Here is a 16,904-nt window from a genome sequence, read left to right on the forward strand (position 1 = left end):
TGTAATTATTAGTCAGGAACTTATCTTCTTCGATACTCTATAATTATTGATAAATAAAAGATCTAAACCACAATTCAAAAATAAATCAATCGCATCCTTTGGAGTTTCTACTATGGGCATACCTTTAGTATTCAGTGAGGTGTTAAGCAAAATAGGTATTTTAGTCTCTTCAAAAAAACAGGTTATCAATTTATGAAATTTTCTATTGATATCCTTTTTAACAGTTTGAACACGAGCACTGCCATCGACATGGACAATTGAGGGGAGATCAGCTCGGTATTGTTCTTTTACCTCGGCAATATATAGCATGTAGTCACTGTCATGACTCAAATGGAAATAGTCATGCACTTTCTCACACAACACCGCGGGAGCAAAAGGTCGGAAATCCTCGCGAAACTTCACATTGGCATTAATGTGGTCTCTCATCTGTGAGCTGCGGGGGTCTGCTAAAATACTTCTATTACCTAAGGCGCGTGGCCCAAACTCTGACTCCCCCTGAAACCAGGCAATGACCTGACCAGATGCAATGGAATCGGCCGCCATGGTTTCAATATCTTCACAATAAGTGTATTCAATTTTATCAGTATATTTTTCAAGTTCTGTCACTACGCTAATATCATTATAGTTTTTTCCAAAATATGTTGAACCAGAATGTTTAACCCGCTCTTTCTTGAGGACTTCCAGCCAACCATAATAACAACACCCGATAGAAAGCCCATTATCACCAGCCGCAGGTTGGATATATAAATTATCGAACTTACATTCATTAATGAGTTTTTCATTCGCCGTGGCATTTAACGCAACTCCACCGGCATAAGCAAAGTTCGCCATAGGATGAAGTTGATAATAATAGTTAAACAGGTAAAATAAGGCTTCTTCAAGTTTATTTTGTGCCCAATGCGCCAGATCTGCATAATATTGGAAGTTATCTTGAAAATGTGTCGGATGAGTATTCAGGAGTGGGTCTATATTTGTCCACCAATCATTACGCAGTATCACTTTCCCTGAATTGAAAAAGAAAGGTTGCCAGTTAATAATATTTGCTCTTCCATAGGGAGCCAGGCCCATTAATTTACCAGCACAGTCAAGTTCACCAAAAATATACAGGGCTATTCCTTCGTAAAATTCCCCAATAGAGTTTTCTATTTCCCATGTTGAAACGGGATAGGTTTTTCTGTCCTTTCTGTTAACCCAGCGAGAAAAGTCTTTAAATATCGGCATCATTTTCCCATTTTGATAGACATAATAACTACATGTTTCCCAGTAGCGGTACCGATTATTAATATGAATATTACCTGTACCGGGGATACTCGTAATCATGTCATTACAATTATCTACACTGCCACCATGTCCATCAATAACGACAACACCCATATCATCATATGGGGATGTGCCTATTGCACTATAAGCATGAGCTAAATGATGGGAAAGTGTTACAACAGGAACCATGGGGGGGAGTTCCCTGTTTTTTCTATATTCTAATTGATCGCTAAAAAGTGGGTTGTGAGAGTTTTGTTCTACAATTAATGAAAGATCATTATATTCAATACCTGCGGCATCTAAACAATACTGAATAGTCATATTGTCATTAAATCCATCATGCTTTATTCTTGATATTCTTTCTTTTTCAATTGCAAATATAATCTCCCCATCCTTCATTAGACAGGTTGAGCCATCGTGGGATAAAACTGTACCAAGAATGTAAATTGGTTTTTTCATAATTAATATCCTTATTAATTTATAACAGAGTTAGTTAAGTCGTTAGTTAAGTAAATAAGCGAGCCTACGTGATATCGCGAGTGTTGTTAATGATGGATTAGCTGCGCCTGGTCGTGGGAATGTACTTGGGCCGATAGCAAATAGATTCTTAATATGATTAAATTCATGATTGTTATTTAATATTTCACCTAAGGGTAAAGTGCTACTTTCATGATTTTCTGTCCCTAGAGGGCTAATCCAAGTTATGGGCACATTGTAATTGGCGATCCTTGATGGTGAAAAAAACTGGTTGTGCACATCTCCCATAGTGCGGGCATGAATAATAAATCCCGCTTCAAAATCTAAAGGTTCAAATGGGATTTTTGTATCATTACATACATCACGCCAGAATATATTTAATTCGTCCTTTTCTTTTTGTATTAGACTGTTGTCAACATCACTGAAATCACACGCAATAGTTAATGGCATGACGTCATCACTTGTCTCTACACTGATATTCCCATGATTGGAGGGTATTTGCTCACCCATTGTCCATACTTCTAATTCAATGCCAAAATCTGATTCACTGACAGTAAAAAATAAATTAAATCTCTCCCCAGATAAACTAGGGCTAAAAAATATAGTGTCGGGATGACTCTCAATTAACTTCCCAATTCTTTCTGGGGCTTTATTGTATTCAAAGGTGACATTAAATCCCTGTACTATATGATCAACAACGCCTGTTATTTTTTTCTCGATTAAATTACCAGAGTCGTAAAGTGCTTGAATGGCTAAGCGTGAATTTTCAATGGTGCCTAAAGCAAGAACGCATTTATCCGCTAGCACATCGTATATCCTATTGTTCTTTATATTTCTTAATTTAGCCCCTATACATTTACCATTTCTAATAATAAGGGATTCAGCTTCATACTCAGATATGATAAGAGGGAGGTCACTGTATGGGGTGTCTTCTTTCCAATAGGATAATGGGGAGTAAGCCTCCCAACGGCCAGATTCCCCCAATATTTTAGTGACTTGAGGGGTTATCTTAAATTCAAAGCCAGCAAAATTTAAAGAATAGTTAGCATCATAGCTCTTTTCTGCCCATGCTAATATTTCGGACTGTACCTGTGTATAGAGAGGGGGGCCTTCTAACCAGCTTTCTGTTAAATCACTGACAATTATTGCAGGCCAATATTCGAGAATTTCGGCTTCTATTGGTAAAATAACACCATGCCAATAGAGTGATCGGCCACCCACTCTTCGTCGTAAGCATGTTCCTTTTGAAAAATGAGGTTCACTTAAGGAGCACCATGAGCGGTAAGCATATTTATCTAAGTCTTCATTCTTCCAAAACTCATTAGCTCGTTGATATTCTTCGCCTGCATTTATATGATTGCAATCGTCAGCGGGGCCGGCCTCTATAACAACAACATTTTCAACTTTTCTATTGTTTAAATGTTTGGCTAATTCTAATCCTGACATTCCTCCACCTAATATCAGAATATTAACTCTGTCAGGGATCTCTGTTATCTTTGTGGGTGTTATCGAATCTATATTTTTCATTATGCATCCTCTAGTAGGAACGTTTTTATTTAAAAACCAATGGTTTTAAATTAAAACCATATAATTCTCTTTGTAATTTATATATAAACTCTAGCCATGGGCCTTTAGGGAATTTTGATTGAATAAGAATTTTATTTTTGTCTAAACGCATTTTAATAGCTGCATCTCCAGCCGCATGCATGCGCATCCATTCAAATAACTGTTGTGCGGCATCTTCAGGGGAGGCCGGATTGACTTTTATATGGTGATATTCGGAACCATAGAATTCAGTGAACGCGGTATATTCTGTCACAGCACAAGGGACACCAGCGATGGCTGCAAGCGCGGGTCCTAAACCGACACTTTCAACATTTTCTACATTTGGAGTAAATAAAACTGCACCCGATAGAACATGACATATTATGAGTAAATCTATTTCATCTAAAAACCATTTATTATTTTTATTCTTATAAGTCTGCAATGGGACTTCATCTAAAAAAATAATGTCATCATTAAGATGCAATACATCAACTTGTTCCTTTAGGAAACTTGCATATTCAGGATCTTCGTTAATACTTCCAAATATAAGTAGCTTAGGAGAGCATAAATTTTTTGATTTATAAATCTCAATGAGTGCGCCAAATAGATTAATTGATATCTCTATACCTTTGACTCTAAATACCCTTACAGGAACAATAATAACAGATGAACCTTTGGTTATGTTATGTTGATTTAAAAACTCACTATGAGTTTTATTGAAAGAATATTTATCTATAGAAGGTAATATATTGGGGATAATGTCTGCTGTCAGTTTCGTTGGATAGTTTCTACATTCATTCTCCAGTGCTTCAGACGCGACTATCCATTTAGTGTGAGAGTTATTCTGAGGTATTGGAGTCAAAATATTAGGGTTTTGGGGATATAATCGTTTGGTATTCTCATAAATAGCATAGCTACCAAAAATATCATGTTCCCAGAAAATGACACCGCCATGGCCTTTTTTTTCAAAATAATTTTTTGCAGCATTATGGATAGCCAAGTTAACCGGGACTGCATCAGAGAGTGTCATATTCAAACAAAAAACCCAGTCAACACTATTATCCTCAAGCCAATTAATAAAATAATCCTTATAGTATTCAGAAATTAAATTTATTTTCTTTTGAACATCAATTATCTCTGCTTCAGTTAAATGCTCATATTTAGCTACTTTTTTCCTTATATTGATTAAATCACTACCAAAGTCCTCATTACACATTGAGTACTGATAAAAAGAACTGAGTTTCATCCATGTTGGGTAGTGTGACTCAGCATTACCGTGAGGGAAAAAATTAACTTTATCTGGTCGCCATGAAAACCCAAGATCTGTGGGTATTTCATTCATTATCATATTATGCTTTATAGCTATTTCAGCCGCATTTCTAAAAATGGTTAATAAACCGCTTGTTGGCAGACCATCTCCGGATATAACTGCCCATTTCATTTTGTCCATTATCTTTTCCTAATATCAACTATCCAGTCGAATTGATTTTTCTGCTAAAATATTAATTAACGAAAATATTAATACGCAAACAATCAGTATGGCGATAAACGCTATTCTCAGTGATGTCAAATCTGCTAATAAGCCGATTAAAGGAGGCGTAATCAGTAAACCAACTCTTGACATCCAAGTGGCGAAAGTAATCCCACTTGTTGCATTTATATTAGGTAATTGTCCAATAAAAGATATTGTTAGCGGGAATATAACAGATATTCCTAATCCAATGAGAGAAAAACCAAGGATTGTAATGATTGTGGAATAAAAGCTTATTATTAAAATTATCCCAAGTATAGATAATATAAGTCCATATCTTAAAATGGTCATTTTACCAAATTTATTTGTAAAGTGATCGCCTAAAATACGACCAATCACTATACATATTTGGCAAGTAAGGTAAGGTAAACCAGAAATGACTGATGAAACATTATAAATTTCCTTCATATATATTGCACCCCAGATACTCGCGGTTTCCTCTATACTGCATGTAAATACCAGTATAATTAAGGCTATGATATAGAGTTGTATTTCTGATAGTCTTGTCCCTCTTGAGGTATTTTTACGAAGAGAAAACTTACTCTGTAAATATTCTGTTTTAAATAATAGAATATAAATAACTAACATTATTAAATTTAAAGTGAGTAATGTAAGGTTAAATTCCTCCATTGAAAACCCTAACCCAATGGCCGTTACTGCAATAAGTCCTCCCCAGATTGTACCAATACTGCCAGCACCATGAAGCCGATTAATCAAACTTTTCCCATAAGATTTTTGTATATTGAGAGCCTGTACATTGATACAAGTGTCTCCCCAAGAGTCAAAAACGCCGAATATAAAAAGTAATAATGTTATTTCATACCATGATGATGAAAATGCGACTGTTGATATGAAAATGATTAAAAATAGAAAAGTTACATTTGTTGCTAAATATAATCCAATGAAATTTATAAATTTCTTGGCGAATAATCCAAAAATTATTGATCCAGCTGGAATAGCTGAGATCATAATGCCAACCATATAATTACTGAGATTGAATTTTTCTTTTAAATCTGGAATCCATGGAACCAAGCTGGCATAAGTGACACCATGGATAAAAAAGAGTAACGATAATATGATACTTTGTTTTTTTTGCATTTTATATAGTCATTAAATTTATTTTGTATGAGGTTATAATTACAATATATAATTGAAATCAAATCCTAATATATTTCTATATCCTGTTTTTATTGATGGTTTCTTTAACTTTATAGGTGTTACCTGATGCCAAATAGTTGAGTTTTTATCTATGTGGAATAGCCCCTCACCCGGTTCTAATGTGTGTGATTTAATAACTTCATCTTTTTCTGTACAGTAAAGTTTGCTCGCCCCGCCTTCAATATTATATTTATCAATAACTAATGCGGATACAATATAGTCGCTACCATCCTGATGTAAACCTTCAGGTGAATTGGACACTGAGTGTATTGAGCTATCAATAATCAACGATACTTGATGACAAGTGACTTCAATTTTTTTTATTTCTCGCTTAGGTTCACATTCACACAGCATTTCTACAAAACTCTTAATCAGTATCTTTAATGTCGGAGATTCGGCTGCGGCCTGATCCATAGGAGGAAAGTGACGTATTAATTGCCTTAAATCTAACTGATGGTCAGCATGTTGAGTAAAGTTGATTAATGCGGGCAGGTCAATATTATTGATCACCCATTTATTATCGATATATTCAACAATGAATTGACAGATTCCTCTTTTTCTAAAGGCCTTATAGGCGTAAAAGATTTTTTTATCAGGTACCGATAAAGTAGATATCAGTGCCTGGATACCCTTGGGGGGCAACTTGTCATCAAGATAGCGTTGTGCCTCCTGAAGAATTACTTTTCTATTTCCAAAACATTTACTGATAAGAAATCTCAATTGAGATAATTTTATATCATTAGTGTCCCAATCTAGTTTTTCAAATGATAGTTCCTTTTGAATTGATTTTATATTCACACCAAAGTCATTTATATTAAATTGAATTATTTTATATTTAATTCCCATGATAAAAATATCCTGCCTTACTAGGTTGTTATTGATGAATGATATTAATTTAAATAAATAATACAAAATTATATATATTAATTAATTTGTTTTATAAGGGTGTGTTAAATTTTTTTATTTCTCTTTTTTTATTTCTCTTTTTTTATATCTCAAAGATCTCTTTTCAGCAAGCTTTTATAAATGCGCATCGGTATGCATGTTTATCAAACTATATTTTTTTGATGTTTTTTATCGGTGATTTTATAAAGACATATTTAATGACTAACGGTTATAAATAACGGGTTTTATTTATTCATCTGCATATTTAATATCATCTTTAATTTCTGTAAATCATGTTAAAAAGATAAGTAATTATTTTGTTTTCTCAATAATAATTTAAACCCCATTCATCAAAATGGAATTAATTCTAACTTTTGTCTTATGCTCTGTTAACGCAAAACTTATCCAAAATTGATAGTAATGTTGTGTGGGTTTAATCTGGTGCTGATTTGTCACTGAGGGGGATTTATAGAGGTTAAACTGGCAACGATTCACCACCCTTGAATTGGTGAATATCCAATCGGTGGAATTTTACTTTTCGCCATAATGTTGTACGGCCTATTCCCAATAAAACGGCCATTTCATTCAGTTGTCCTTGGCAGACTAATGCGGCGCGAATAATAGCCTGCCTTTCTAATTCTTGTAGTGATAATACTGGCTGAGGTTGCGGCATATCCGGCTCCAACAATAATTTTTCACCTAGCAGATGTTCTGGCAAATCATTGAGATTGATACGGTTGTTGCGGCAGGCCATGGCGGCTCGCTCAACCACACTTTTCAGCTCCTGATCATTACCAGGCCATGGGTATTGGCACAATTGGCGAATCACATTTTCGTCTGGCTGATATTGGCAGTGAAAATGTTGCCCAAGACTTGCCAGCGTATGCTGAACCAGCAGCGGAATATCTTGCTGACGTTGGCGCAAAGGGGGGATATGGAGCTCGAAAGATTGCAAGGTATAGAACAGTTGGCGGCGAAAATGCCCTTGTTTTACTAACAAAGGCAGGTCTGCGCCAGTAGCTGTAATGATCCGCACATCCACTGGGATCACCCGATTGGAGTTTACCCGCATGACCATGCCGGTTTTGACCATTTGCAGCAGAGCCGACTGCATTTCTGGTGATAAGTATTCGACTTGCTCCAGATATAAAGTGCCGCCGTTGGCTAATTCAAATTTGCTGGGCTGCCCTGATTCGCCTTCACTGGCATCACAGCCAAGAAATTCTCGGGCCATAAGATTTTGTGGCAATGCCTGACAATTCAATACGATATATGGGCCAGCGGCTCGATTGCTGGCATTATGAATTGCCTGCCCCAATTGTTGCTTCCCGACACCTTCTTCCCCATGCAGTAAAATGGGATGTCGGCCTTTGGCAGCCTGTTTGCCATAACGAATCAAACGGCGCATTTCTAGAGACGCGACGGGCATGTCATCAAAGGTATAACTGGCTCGGCCTAATTGGTTATGAATCATTTGCCGAAGTAATTCTTGCGGATGTAAAAGTGCAATAAAACCACAGCGATCGCCATCGGGAATGGGTTTGAGAGTCAATAAGGCAGAAATAAATTGCTGCTGATTTTCAAAGGTCACTTCCACATGGCTGAGAGGATTGCGGTGCAAAATAGCTTGGGTCAGCAAGGCGGGGAGGGTGAGTAAATCTGTGACGGGCTTGCCGAGGCTGCTGGTTTCATCGAGTTGCAAAATAGCGGCCGCACGGCGGTTAAGATACAACAGACACCCCCGTTGATCCCAAGCCATGACACCATCTTCAACCCCATCAAGCAGGGCATTGAGCTCATTCAGATGACGGTTAGTTTCTGCCAATAAGGTGTCGGCGTGGAGGTAATTGCCAATTTCTCGGGCAATTGCCAGTGTCAGCGGCAAGTCACTGGCGGCGTTATCAACCAGTAAACTTCCCAGAACAATCACAGCCCGTTGACGGCCACTATTGTCATACACCGGGGTGGCACAAAATTGCCACGGATGCAGCGCCTGCTTGAAATGTTGCTGGCCGCTGACCTGTATTGGATGTCCTTCAGCTATTGCCAGAGCGGGTGCATTGGTGCCGATTAATCCCTCAGCCCAATAACTACCACTATCAATGCCCAATTTTTGTAACTGACTGATGGTCTGTGGATGGCCGCATTGCCACAAGGTGCAGCCACTTTCATCAAGAATTAGCAGAACACAGTGGCGCGATTCCATGTATTCATAGGCATCTTCCAGTGCGGCTTGGCCTAACACCAGTAAGTCATTTTTTCGCTGACAAATTGACTGAAAAGTTGCTCCCACCGCACGGTGAGGAACCCGCCATTGCTGGGCTTGCATCAGTTTTTGGCAGCGTTGCCACGACCCTACTAGCGCCGGAGTCGCAAGCGGCTCAGTGCTGCTCATTGAGGGAAAAACCGGAGAGAATTCTCTTCGATACCATCAGCCGATTTGGCAATGTCATTGATGCTAATACGTTTATTGGTTTTCACAGATTAATGCTTTCACCGAGTGAATTAGTCACTATTAACTCATTCTAACTGGCCTTGATAGATAGCCGCAATGCGCGGAGTCACGTAATACGCAGTTCTCAAGTTATGTGAAATGACCCAATAAGCCCTATTTCCCCTCTTGAAAAGAATTTATCGTCACACCGCAGACAATGATTTAGTTTCTCAAAAGATATGGATTATCATAGCGTTCAACTTTACCCAAGAAAATTTCATGCTCGGTCGCATTGTTAGCTGGTTTTTATCATTAGTCGCTGTGTATCTGGCGATCACCGCATCATTTTCTGTTTTAGCTGCTCCGATCATGGTGACAGATGTTGCCAACCGGCGGTGACATTAGCTCAGACGGCTTGGTCAAACCTGACCTTGGGCGCAGGGGGTGAAAAAACCTGTTTGATCAGCGCTATTTCACTCGCTCCAATGATAATAACTCAGGTATGTATATCGGTGAGCCACGGACTTTCTTTGTCTAGGGGCAGTTGCTTTCTAATTTAGCTGCTTAGGATAAACCCTGTAAGAGAGTTATTTGCCGGACTTATGTGTCCTCTTCTCGTTCCATTTTGCGCACTTTCCCTTAGTTATCTCTATATAATATAAATGATAATCATTACTTATATTCCCGTATTGATTTTATCAACACGGGGGCTTCATTGGGAGGAGTAATAGGCACTAAGATGGGAATAATAGAGTCAATCACAAACTCATTATGTTTTGATTGGAAAAGTTAGAATGATTAGCTTAAATAATTCGAGTTGCAGGAAGGCGGCAATAGCTCGAGTCCCCAAAAGTTTACACAGTTATTGATTGGGGGGAATGAAACAGCTAACACACATGTAGTCTGAAGTATGACGGGATAGATGTTATCTATCACCAGATGCGTTAGAAAGCTATTTTTGTATATGCAATGAAAGGGTTTAATAACAAAATAAAAGAAAAATATAATACCGCAGTATTCAACCCATGCATTTACATGAGAATTAATCATTAAGCGCCACTTTCAGTCATTTTGTCAGGGCGAAGATTCAATTTTTGATAATTCATCTTTGGCAAACGCAACCTTATTCCGGCCATCTTTTTTAGCCCGGTAAAGTGCCTCATCTGCGGCTTTGAGTGAAGATGCTAAATCATAGGATTGCAACGGCGAAATCCCAGCACTTAAAGTGACGGTTGTAGACACTTTATGATTGAAAACATGTGGAATATCAAGCCCTAAAACTCTCTGTCTTACACGTTCAGCTAACTGTGTGGCATATTCTTCACTTACATGTGTCAGCAACACTAAAAACTCTTCGCCACCATAGCGCACCACGATATCGCGCGAACGGACAGCATCACGAATAGCGACCGCTACGCGCACCAATGCTTGGTCTCCCATAGTATGGCCATAGTTATCGTTATAAGCTTTAAAGTGGTCGATATCGAGTAGCAGCACGTAATGATTACCGGGAGACTGTGCGAGTAGTGTCTCAAGCTTATTTTCCAATCCCCGGCGATTATACAAACTGGTGAGCGGGTCTATCATGCTTAAATCGCTGAATTTTTCTCTTTCGTTATAAAGGTGTGCCACGAGTTTGCGGGTGAAATCATCACTGCGGCGCAGCATCAAATGATGTAAAGAAAAGCCAATCAGAGGCAACATGACGGTGAATATGATGCGGAAAATATTTTGAAAATCATCCAGAAAAATAACAGTAAGTGCAGGCGGGGCGGTATGTAGACAAAAGGCGAGAAAGTTATCGGACAGCGCAATAGTGCTGATAAAGAAAATGGTAAACAGGCTGAGCAATAAGTAGTTATTTTCATTAGTACCCAGATATTCGTATTTAAGAATGATTTGCCAAGCCCAGAGCACACCCAGAGTAATTGAAAATAAATTCAATTTATCGGCATAATTCTTCGAAATAAAAACCAAATACCCCACTGCACTGAGACTGATAAACGTGATCATAACGATAGGTAATGTCACTGCCGGTGTTTCAGGGGCGGGTAATATCATACTAAAAATAGCTGACGACGCATTAAGAAATAGAAAAAGCAACAAAGAGAGCCGATGCTTACTTTTCAGAAGCTGATCGTAGGAATGGCTATTCATATTCAATTCACTCTGCATAATGCCGCGTTGTCAGTAGACAAATAAACAATATCCTCATGAAGCCCTTTTATTTAAGCATCACGATAAATAGTTATTTTAAGTAATTATTTTTGTTTGAAGCGTTTTTACATTGATTTAGGAATTTTCTTAATCAAAATTACCATTTTTGTTTCACCCTGTCATCATGATGTCGATCGACTAATCAATTTACTCCTCTAAATCTGATGTATAGATGGTGTCAATGGCATCGGATCAGTCGAATCAGGTGTTTTCTTGCAATAACTTCATGATGCAGATTGTGCCAGAGTGATATATGCTATTGGTTATCATTATCACTTGGGTGGGCGATATTATGACTACAGCCAGATTTGCAGTTTACCGTTCATGGGGGATAAGCGGTTTATTGAGTCGTGGGATGTCCAGTGGTTGGGGGATGTTACTGCCTTTTGCTTTGTTACCGGTGCTGGGGTGGGCTGATATCACTGTGGGCCAGTTGCGGGTTTTGATTATAGTTGCCATGCTGGCGACTGTGAGCATGCTGTATCACGCACGGTTACGGCATTTTCTATTATTGCCATCTTGTCTGGCGCTTTTGGCGGGTATAGTCGCAGTATTGATGCACAATTAATTTTACGTGGCGGTATTAGTACGCATTGAAAAATATTGCTATAGGGAAGGGGAAGTTAGGTCGTGCTGAAATTAGAAATCATCGTGGTGCGAAGGGAGGGACTTGAACCCTCACGTCCGTAAGAACACTAACACCTGAAGCTAGCGCGTCTACCAATTCCGCCACCATCGCCCAAATGATTTCTTACTGCATGTACCCGTTATACTTCAAACTGCATGTTTGTTGGCTACTTTTATTCACTCCAGTCACTGACTTATGTAAGTTCTTGGAGATTTACTCAGTTACCGCTTTTCTGCAACTCGAACTATTTAGGGTATGTCTTGAAAAGAGTAAAACTTAGGATTTATATCACCAGCTTGGTGCGAAGGGAGGGACTTGAACCCTCACGTCCGTAAGAACACTAACACCTGAAGCTAGCGCGTCTACCAATTCCGCCACCATCGCATGTGCTGTGCAATATAAATCTGTACTACGGAGGCGAATTCTAGAGATTTTCGCGTTCAGGTCAATACTTATTTCCCCTCATTTGGGTGTTTGCTGTAAAAAGCATCATATGTTGAGCAATTGATTTGATTACTGAAGTCTTTCTGATTTTATGTTTTGTCCCCAAAGTCATCTGATTTGGGCGGATAATGGGCGAATAGTTCGATTAGCCAGTCAATTAGCACCCTAACTCTTGGGGCCAAAAAACGGCCCGGAGGGTACATGATAAACAGCGGCATTACCGGCGGAGGTAAGTGGGAAAGCACTTCAATCAATTCGCCTTGTGCTAATTGATGCTGAATTCCCGCCGTTGGCGCTTGAATCAACCCCAAACCTGCAACTCCAGCCGCAATATAAGCATCTGCGCCACTGACACTCAAAATACTGGGCAAAACACGGTTTTCAACCTTCCCTTGATAAACAAACTCCAGCGGGTAATCGCGGTTATTTAACTGTGAGAAATAGCCCACGGCTTGATGACCCGCTAAGTCATCCAGTGACATTGGAATACCGTATTTTTCCAAATAAGCCGGGGACGCACAGGTAATTTGTGGTTGCTGACCAATATTACGTGCAGCTAATTGTTCATCGTGGGGCAACCAGGCGCGCAATACACAATCGACTCCTTCGCGTAGCAGGTCGATGGTGCTGTCATTTGCGCCAAGAATCAGTGTGATATGAGGATAGCGCTGATAGAAATCACTTAAAGCCGGGATGACCACATTGCGCGCCAGTGAGTGTGGCATATCAATGCGAACTTTCCCCTCCGGTTGCAACCGCTGGTGGCTGAACAGCGAGTTTGCCTCTTCAAATGCCGACAATAATTGCAGGCAACGGTGATAATACAGTGTGCCTTCGGCGGTGATATTCACTTGCCGGGTGGTGCGCACCAGTAAGCGAACTCCTAACCGCTGTTCTAACCGCTTTAGGGTGTGGCTGACCGTGGCACGCGGCAATTGCAGTTTTTCTGCTGCGCGACTGAAACTGCCCAACTCAACAATCCGCACGAAAATCTGCATGGCTTGTATTTGGTCCATAACTGCGCTCGCCTATTGTTGGTGTTTTTTGAACAGTGATGAGTGATCTGCATTATTTATCTTTCCTCACGAAACAACCACACTTTCTTCCGACACCACTAATGGGGAGTATCGCAATGCAACAACGTCAATTAGGTTCAAATGGCCCGCTGGTTTCTGCTTTGGGCCTTGGCTGCATGGGAATGAGTGATTTTTACTCTACTAATCAGGATATTAATGAGTCCATTGCTACTTTGCACCGGTCACTGGAGTTGGGCGTCACTCTGCTGGACACCGCTGACATGTATGGCCCCTTTACTAATGAAGAGCTGGTGGGTCGGGCGATTAAGGGCAAGCGGGATCAGGTCTTTTTAGCCACCAAGTTTGGCATTGTGCGCGACCCAACAGATCCAAGGGTTCGCGGTGTTAGCAGCCGCCCGGATTATATTCGCCAATCTGTTGAGGGTAGTCTCAAGCGCTTAGGTGTTGATGTTATTGACCTTTATTATCAGCATCGGGGCGACCCGACGGTTCCCGTCGAGGATGTCGTTGGGACTTTGGCTGATTTGGTCACCGCGGGTAAGATTCGCTACATTGGCTTGAGTGAAGTCTCGGCAGCAACATTAGAAAAAGCCCATCAGGTACACCCGATTACTGCGGTGCAGAGTGAATACTCACTGTGGACACGAGATGTGGAAACTTCCGTCTTGGCGACCTGCGAAAAATTAGGGGTAGGATTTGTTGCCTATAGCCCATTAGGCCGTGGTTTTCTGACCGGTGCAATACGCAGCCCGAATGATTTAGCCGCTGATGATTTCCGCCGTAATAACCCACGTTTTCAAGGTGATAACTTTGCTCTGAATCTGGCATTGGCCGATACAGTAACAAAAATGGCGCAAGACAAGGGGGTTAAGCCGTCACAATTAGCATTAGCTTGGGTGTTGGCGCAGGGGAAATACATCGTGCCAATCCCTGGAACCAAGCGGCGCACTTATCTGGAGGAGAATTTGGGGTCATTGGATGTGGTGCTCAGTGAGCAAGAGTTGGCGGCTTTAGATGCAGTCTTCCCATTCCAAGCCGCAGCAGGGGAACGCTACGGCGCGGAAGGGATGGTTTATCTTAACGCTTAACATTACTGATTGATAATATTAACGTTTTTTCTTAGTATCGCGTGGCGGACGCCCGACAGTTGCCTGATAGACCTTAAAACGGCCATTCTGCGCCAGCACTTCATGGCTACCAAAGGCGGCATCCAGTAGAGCAGGGTACGGCAAGAAGGAGTTCGCCACGATACGCAATTTACCGCCCACATGCAGGTGCGCGGTAGCCCCGCGGATCAGCAACTCAGCCGCAGTCAGGCTAGTTTGAATCCCATCATGGAAAGGCGGGTTTGAAATAATCATCTCGAAGCGGCCTTTAATGTCAGAATAGACATTGCTGGCAATCACTTGTGCGTCGATATTATTTGCCGCCAATGTTGCCCGGCTGGATTCAATCGCGGCTGCGGATACATCACTCAGAGTCCATTTGATTTTTGGCATTTTTGGCGCCAACACTGAGGCCAACACGCCGGCACCACAACCCACATCCAGTATGTTGCCTTTAAACGACTCACTGAATGTAGATAGCAGCAGATGGCTGCCAGAATCCAGCGAATCACGGCTGAAGACCCCAGGTAAGGTTTTTACGATGACATCGCCAATCTGATAGCTTTCCCACCAAGCATCGGCATCAAATTCTGGCTGTTTATCCAAACGGCCATGGTAGAGACCACACCGGCGGGCGCTATCAATTTTGGTCAATTGTGCGAAATCTGACAGCATTTCTTCTGCACTGCGCACGCCGCTGCGGTTCTCACCCACCACAAAAATATCGGTACCGACGGGCAGTAAAGACAGTAAATTCGCCAGTTGGAACTGGGCTTCCTGTTTGCTTTTTGGCCAGTAATACACCAGCGTATCGCAGGTTGCTACTGTTTCAGGGGTCGCCACAAGACCGAATTGAACATTCTCTTCCAGCGTATTGCTCAGTAATTGCCAGTGGTGATATTGATTGGTGTGAACCCGTATCCCGGCTGCATCAAATTGCGCTGGCAGCGCATCTTGTAAATCACCGGCAAACAACACGTGGCGGGCTATAAATTCATCACTATGGCGCAGTATCACTTCACTGGCTGGGGTTAATGCAGACATCAGTCTTTGGCTCCTTAAGAATATAATCGGCGATTATAGAGGTTTGTTGGCGCATGTTCGATGGGTTTGCTAGCATAGCGCTGAAATTCGGGTCGCTTTGACAGGAAAGGGCATGGCATCAAGACGAGACTTGCTGTTAAAACAGCTTGGAATTACGCAGTGGACATTGCGCCGCCCGGCCGTTTTACAGGGCGAAATCGCCATACGTTTACCCGACGATACCCGCCTGTTGATTGTAGCAGACCCGCTTCCTGATCAGGATGATCCGTTGTTGTGCGATGTGTTGCGCAGCCTCGGGCTGACTTCCCGTCAAGTTTATGCACTGACGCCGGAAAGGGTAGCGATGTTACCCGAAGAGACACAATGCAACAGTTGGCGATTGGGCATCAGTGAACCGCTTGCGGTCGCGGGTGTGCAGTTACACAGTCCGGCATTGACCGGACTTTATCAAGACGCGAGCGCTAAGCGCACACTTTGGCAGCAGATTTGTCATCATGAAGCAGATTTCTATCCTGACGCCAGCCGATCTGGCCACCGCGTACCAAATTGAGCAAGCCAGCCATGCTTTCCCGTGGACGGCGAAAACCTTAGCCAGCAATCAAGGCGAGCGCTACCTCAATTTCAAGCTGAATATTGGCGAGCAAATGGCGGGTTTTGCTATCACCCAAATTGTATTGGATGAGGCAACTTTATTTAACATTGCTATTGATCCGCAGTATCAGCGCCAAGGGTGTGGCCGTTTGCTGCTTGAGCATGTCATTGCGCAGTTGGAAACGCGTAATATTGTCACGTTTTGGCTTGAAGTCCGGGCTTCAAATACACGTGCAATAGCCTTGTATGAGAGCCTCGGGTTTAACGAGGTTTCCGTGCGCCGCAACTATTATCCCAGTGCGGATGGCCGTGAAGACGCGATTATGATGGCCTTACCGATGGGGTAGCGCCTTTTTGCCGATTTTCTGTCTTGAATAACGACTGTTTGTCTTGAAAAAATTGTCTATCCCGCATAAATCAGGGAAAATACCGCGCTATAACCACTTATACCCAAAAGTGATAGGAATCGCTGCTGATAACGCGGCTTTTCACGTAAAGGGGTATAGCGCCATAATCAATGCCTTGCTTTGCTTGGGCCGCGTATCAA

Annotated in this window: 13 protein-coding genes and 2 tRNA genes; 4 read left to right on the forward strand and 11 right to left on the reverse strand. The window is 41.3% G+C overall.

Annotated features, from left to right (window positions below; genetic code table 11):
* Positions 1 to 12: 12 nt before the first annotated feature.
* The 7 genes from OP863_RS02960 to OP863_RS02995 form a co-directional block, all read right to left on the reverse strand.
* Positions 13 to 1,719, reverse strand: coding sequence for a carbamoyltransferase (locus tag OP863_RS02960; RefSeq protein WP_265525877.1), 1,707 nt, complete (start codon positions 1,717 to 1,719; stop codon positions 13 to 15).
* Between the two features lie 42 nt (positions 1,720 to 1,761).
* The gene (locus OP863_RS02965; RefSeq protein ID WP_265525878.1) at positions 1,762 to 3,264 is read right to left on the reverse strand and encodes a GMC family oxidoreductase; all 1,503 of its coding nucleotides are present in this window, start codon (positions 3,262 to 3,264) and stop codon (positions 1,762 to 1,764) included.
* A 25-nt stretch (positions 3,265 to 3,289) separates the two neighbouring features.
* Positions 3,290 to 4,732 carry a hypothetical protein gene (locus OP863_RS02970; RefSeq protein WP_265525879.1) on the reverse strand — a complete coding sequence of 481 codons (1,443 nt, stop codon included), beginning with the start codon at positions 4,730 to 4,732 and terminating at the stop codon, positions 3,290 to 3,292.
* Positions 4,733 to 4,747: 15 nt separating this feature from the next.
* Complete coding sequence (locus OP863_RS02975; protein ID WP_265525880.1) at positions 4,748 to 5,911, reverse strand: MFS transporter; 1,164 nt, start codon at positions 5,909 to 5,911, stop codon at positions 4,748 to 4,750.
* A 39-nt stretch (positions 5,912 to 5,950) separates the two neighbouring features.
* The gene (locus tag OP863_RS02980) at positions 5,951 to 6,817 is read right to left on the reverse strand and encodes a 2OG-Fe dioxygenase family protein (protein WP_038636541.1); all 867 of its coding nucleotides are present in this window, start codon (positions 6,815 to 6,817) and stop codon (positions 5,951 to 5,953) included.
* 514 nt (positions 6,818 to 7,331) lie between these two features.
* Positions 7,332 to 9,251: a dihydroxyacetone kinase operon transcriptional regulator DhaR gene (gene dhaR / locus OP863_RS02985; protein WP_265525881.1), complete on the reverse strand. Its 1,920-nt coding sequence runs from the start codon at positions 9,249 to 9,251 to the stop codon at positions 7,332 to 7,334.
* Positions 9,252 to 10,364: 1,113 nt separating this feature from the next.
* Positions 10,365 to 11,465 carry a GGDEF domain-containing protein gene (locus tag OP863_RS02995; protein WP_145588679.1) on the reverse strand — a complete coding sequence of 367 codons (1,101 nt, stop codon included), beginning with the start codon at positions 11,463 to 11,465 and terminating at the stop codon, positions 10,365 to 10,367.
* Positions 11,466 to 11,799: 334 nt separating this feature from the next.
* Here OP863_RS02995 and OP863_RS03000 point away from each other — a divergent pair, with 334 nt between their 5' ends.
* The gene (locus OP863_RS03000; RefSeq protein ID WP_038639840.1) at positions 11,800 to 12,075 is read left to right on the forward strand and encodes a DUF1435 domain-containing protein; all 276 of its coding nucleotides are present in this window, start codon (positions 11,800 to 11,802) and stop codon (positions 12,073 to 12,075) included.
* An 84-nt stretch (positions 12,076 to 12,159) separates the two neighbouring features.
* Here the strand turns inward: OP863_RS03000 and OP863_RS03005 are convergent.
* The 3 genes from OP863_RS03005 to OP863_RS03015 all read right to left on the reverse strand — a co-directional run bounded on the left by OP863_RS03005 (position 12,160) and on the right by OP863_RS03015 (position 13,595).
* Positions 12,160 to 12,246 (reverse strand) — tRNA-Leu (locus OP863_RS03005).
* A gap of 186 nt (positions 12,247 to 12,432) precedes the next feature.
* Positions 12,433 to 12,519 (reverse strand) — tRNA-Leu (locus OP863_RS03010).
* Positions 12,520 to 12,668: 149 nt separating this feature from the next.
* Positions 12,669 to 13,595, reverse strand: a complete 927-nt coding sequence (locus OP863_RS03015) for a LysR family transcriptional regulator (protein WP_050291575.1) — start codon at positions 13,593 to 13,595, stop codon at positions 12,669 to 12,671.
* Positions 13,596 to 13,711: 116 nt separating this feature from the next.
* Between OP863_RS03015 and OP863_RS03020 the strand changes: the two genes are divergently transcribed.
* A complete protein-coding gene (locus OP863_RS03020; RefSeq protein ID WP_265525882.1) occupies positions 13,712 to 14,704 on the forward strand; it encodes an aldo/keto reductase in 993 nt (330 codons plus the stop codon).
* 18 nt (positions 14,705 to 14,722) lie between these two features.
* On the opposite strand, the gene rsmC is transcribed toward OP863_RS03020, so the two are convergent.
* The gene (gene rsmC, locus OP863_RS03025; RefSeq protein ID WP_038636526.1) at positions 14,723 to 15,766 is read right to left on the reverse strand and encodes a 16S rRNA (guanine(1207)-N(2))-methyltransferase RsmC; all 1,044 of its coding nucleotides are present in this window, start codon (positions 15,764 to 15,766) and stop codon (positions 14,723 to 14,725) included.
* Positions 15,767 to 15,878: 112 nt separating this feature from the next.
* Between rsmC and OP863_RS03030 the strand changes: the two genes are divergently transcribed.
* Positions 15,879 to 16,316 carry a DNA polymerase III subunit psi gene (locus OP863_RS03030; protein ID WP_145588683.1) on the forward strand — a complete coding sequence of 146 codons (438 nt, stop codon included), beginning with the start codon at positions 15,879 to 15,881 and terminating at the stop codon, positions 16,314 to 16,316.
* Positions 16,261 to 16,704 carry a ribosomal protein S18-alanine N-acetyltransferase gene (rimI, locus tag OP863_RS03035; RefSeq protein WP_145588684.1) on the forward strand — a complete coding sequence of 148 codons (444 nt, stop codon included), beginning with the start codon at positions 16,261 to 16,263 and terminating at the stop codon, positions 16,702 to 16,704. The genes OP863_RS03030 and rimI overlap by 56 nt, the downstream gene beginning before the upstream one ends.
* Positions 16,705 to 16,904: the final 200 nt, after the last annotated feature.

Source organism: Yersinia sp. SCPM-O-B-9106 (C-191) (genome assembly GCF_026183365.1).
In the GTDB taxonomy this organism is placed as follows: domain Bacteria; phylum Pseudomonadota; class Gammaproteobacteria; order Enterobacterales; family Enterobacteriaceae; genus Yersinia; species Yersinia rochesterensis.